Source organism: Bradyrhizobium sp. SHOUNA76, from assembly GCF_023006445.1.
Classification (GTDB): Bacteria; Pseudomonadota; Alphaproteobacteria; order Rhizobiales; family Xanthobacteraceae; genus Bradyrhizobium.
Window position 1 is genome coordinate 1 of the sequence record NZ_JALBHA010000586.1, and the last position, 3,629, is coordinate 3,629.

Consider the following 3,629-nt stretch of genomic DNA (forward strand, 5'->3'; position numbering starts at 1 on the left):
GGCGCTGGTGCGGCGCGGCGTGTCCGAGCTCCTGTTCGCGGCGCGCACGTTCTTCGCGTTGACGCGGCAGCTGAGGCGAGGGGACGTCGTGCTCACGGTCACCGCGCCGTTCATGCTGCCTTACGCGGTGGCGGCGGCAGCCAGGGTCAAGGGGGCGCGCTCGGCGCTGATCCTGCACGACCTCTTTCCCGACGTGCTGGTGATGGCGGGCCTCTTGAAGCCCGGCTCGCTGGTGACGCGGACGATGCGGGTCGCCAACAGCCTGATGTTCCGCGCGCTCAATGCCGTCGTCACCATCGGCCGCGACGCGGAGCGTCCGCTGCTGAGCTATTCCGGAATGAGGCGGAACAAGATCCGCTTCATCCCGAACTGGGCGACGCTGGTGCCCGCGCCGCGGCCGATCACGTCGGACAATCCGTTCCGCAAGGCGATTGCCGCGCGCTTCATCGTCGGCCTGTCGGGCAATCTGGGCTTCACCCATGATCCGGACATCGTGTTCGAGGCGGCGCGGCTTCTCAAGGACGAGGCGGACATTCACTTCCTGCTGTCCGGCTGGGGCATCGGCTTCGAACGACTGAAGCAGTTGCAGGCGGCGGCGAGCCTTCCCAATGTCTCCTTCGTCGGGCGCGTCGAGGATTCCGAGCTCGAGGCGTTTCTGGCGTCCGCCGATCTCTGGATCATTCCGTACCGGAAGGACGTTGCGGGGGTGTCGGTGCCGAGCCGGTTCTACAATCTGCTGGCGGTCGGCCGTCCCGTGGTGCTGGTGTCCGAGCCGGAGGCCGAGGCCGCCTTGACGGTGGTGGAGAACGGGCTCGGCTGGGTCGTGACGCCAGGCCGCGCCGATCAGCTTGCAGACGCGATCCGCGCGGCGTCCCGGTCCGACGACGTCACCATCGCAGCGCGCGCGGTGAAGGCGGCATCCCGGTTTGACAGGACGACCGCGCTGAATGCCTATGCGGCGCTGATCGACGAATTGTTGCGCAACCCGGACCTGTCGGAGCAACGATGAACGAGAAGAAGCCGGTCGTGCTGGTGACGGGAGCGAGCGGCTTCGTCGGCCGCCATATCGTGCCGGCGCTCGCTCGCGGGGGATGGTCGGTCCGCCGCGCGGTTCGCAGTCCGGAAGGCGTCGAGGGCGAGGTCGTGATCGACACAATCGGTCCGGAGACCGATTGGCAGGCCGCGCTGGAAGGCGTCGACGCCGTGGTCCATCTCGCTGCGCGTGTGCACCACAAGCACGAGGAGCACGCGGTCCAGCTCTACCGCAACGTCAACATCGCCGGCACGCTGCATTTGGCGCGCTGCGCGGCGACGGCCGGCGTTCGCCAGTTCGTCTTCGTCAGCACCGTGCTCGTGCACGGCCGCAGCAACGAGGGCCGCGCCCCATTCAGCGAGAACGACATCCTGACGCCGCGCGGCCTCTACGGCATGTCCAAGGCCGCGGCCGAGGCGGGCTTGAGAACGCTGGCGCGCGACAACGATATGAAGATTTCGGTGATCCGGCCGCCGCTGGTCTATGGCGCGGGCGCCAAGGGCAATTTCGCGCTGCTGACGCGCGCGGTCGATCTCGGGTTGCCGCTGCCCTTTGCCGCGATCCGCAACCAGCGCGCCTTCCTTGCCGTGCAGAACCTGTCGTCGTTCATCCTGCGCCGGCTACGTCATCCCGATCCCGCCAGCAATTTCGAGATCTTCCTCGTGGCCGACAAGGAGCAGGTCTCGACACCCGAATTCATCACGCGCCTTGCCGATGCGTCCGGCAAGAGCCTGCGGCTGTTCGGCGTGCCGCCGGGCCTGCTCAGCACCCTGCTCAGCGTCATGGGCCGGCAGGATACACATGACAGCCTGATCGGCTCGCTCGAGCTCAATATCTCCAAGGCGCTCGCGACCGGCTGGCAGCCGGAGGTCTCCCTGGACGAAGGGTTGCGGTTGGCGTTGTCGGCTCAGGACGTCTGAGTGCGCGAGAAGCGCTGCAGCAAGAAAGCGACCGCGACCGCGCCTGCGAACAAGGACACGATCGTGACCGTCAGCGAGCCGGCGCGAACGGTGACGATGGCAAGCAACGCCAGCACGAGATTGAGCGCGAACACCTCGCCGGTCACCCGCTTGACGGTGAAGCCGTTGTCAGTGGCGCGCTGATAGAAATGCGTGCGGTGCGCCGACCAGAACGGCTCGCGCCTGATGATGCGCCGAAACAGCGTGATGGTGGAATCTGCAAGGTAATAGGCCGGCAGCAGCAGCGCCGCAGCGGGGTGCCCCTGCCAGGCAAGCTCCAGCAGGCACCAGCCGAGCAAGAGGCCGATCGGCAGGCTGCCGACATCGCCCAAGAACACCTTTGCGACCGGCTTGTTGAAGGGCGCAAAGCCAAGCATGGCGCCGCACAGGGCCATTGCGAGCCACGCGGCGGACGGAGAGAGGTCGCCATACCAGCCGAGCAATCCGAGCGCGGCCGTGACAGGCACCACCTCCGCCACGGTCATGAGGTCGAGCCCGTCCATGAAATTGACCAGGTTCACGAACCAGACGCCGCCGACGAGAAGGAGGATGCGTTCAGCGGCAAGCGGCAGGGCTGGAACGATCCGCATCGCCTCCGGTGTCGTGAGCACGACGGCGGCCACCGCTCCCGCCTGCAACAGGAGCCGGAGCACGACCGGCAGCGGCCTGATGTCGTCGACAAGCCCGACCAGAGCGATCAGCACGGCGGAGCCGATCAGGGGCAGGGGAATCCAAGCGTAAATCCAGCCGACAAGCAGGGTGGCGGCGACGACCGCGATGCCCGCACCTTGCGGTGTTGGGAGCTTGTGTGATGAGCGTGCGTTCGGCCGCGCCAACGCATAGCGCTGCAGCAGCGGCATGCTGCACCAGGTGATGCCGGCGGAGATCAGTGCAGCCAGCCCGGCAGGCGCAAGCGCGAGCAGCACCAGTCCGGCCGCAGGGTCCGGACCCGAGACGAGGGTCGTCACTCCGGCACTCCGATCGGAGCCGAGCCTTGCGCCGCCTTCTCCGCGCTGAGGATCCAGACGAGGCCCCCGAACGCACCGACGATGAAGGACACGGCGCCGAACAGCAGCGAGATGTTGACGCCTTCGTTGGCGGCAAGTCCGGCGAAACCGAACGCCAGGCCCATCGTGGCTTCACGCACCCCCCAGCCGGCGATCGAGATCGGCATCATCGTGATCAGCATCACGGGCGGCACCAGCAGAAAGACGTCGCTGAAGCGGACCGGGGCCGCAATCGCCTGCACGACGCACCAGGCGATGACGACGGCGAGCACGTGAACGAGCACCGACAGGATTGCGATGATCGGCCCGCGGGTGCGGTTGAAGATCACGCGGTTGGCGATCACCGCACAGGCGTGAAGGTGATGCGTGGCCCACCAGGTCTTCAGCCAGCGCCATTTCAGCGCGCCGAAGATCAGGAAACCGAGGCCGCCGGCGAGCGCCAGGAGATCGATGAGCAGCAGCGCCGAACGTCCGTGCGGATCGGTGATCAGGGTGTAGCTCCAGGGCAGGCTCGCAACGATGACGATCGCGAGCGCGATCAAGCCGATCGCGCGGTCGACGAAGATCGAGTAGGTCGCGGCACGCCAGCCGGCCCCGGCACGCGCGACCAGCCACAGCCGGACCGCATCG

At 67.3% G+C, this 3,629-nt stretch carries 4 protein-coding genes; 2 read left to right on the forward strand and 2 right to left on the reverse strand.

Translation table 11 applies throughout. The features are described from left to right. Positions 1-1,009: glycosyltransferase family 4 protein (locus tag MOV74_RS33750; RefSeq protein ID WP_246931311.1), on the forward strand; the 1,009-nt coding region annotated here is incomplete at its 5' end. After that, positions 1,006-1,953, forward strand: a complete 948-nt coding sequence (locus MOV74_RS33755) for an NAD-dependent epimerase/dehydratase family protein (protein ID WP_246931312.1) — start codon at positions 1,006-1,008, stop codon at positions 1,951-1,953. The genes MOV74_RS33750 and MOV74_RS33755, both read left to right, overlap by 4 nt. Here the strand turns inward: MOV74_RS33755 and MOV74_RS33760 are convergent. After that, positions 1,941-2,960, reverse strand: a complete 1,020-nt coding sequence (locus MOV74_RS33760) for an MraY family glycosyltransferase (RefSeq protein WP_404979216.1) — start codon at positions 2,958-2,960, stop codon at positions 1,941-1,943. The genes MOV74_RS33755 and MOV74_RS33760 overlap by 13 nt on opposite strands. Beyond that, the coding region (locus MOV74_RS33765; RefSeq protein ID WP_246931313.1) for a lysylphosphatidylglycerol synthase transmembrane domain-containing protein at positions 2,957-3,629 on the reverse strand (673 nt) is incomplete at its 5' end. The genes MOV74_RS33760 and MOV74_RS33765, both read right to left, overlap by 4 nt.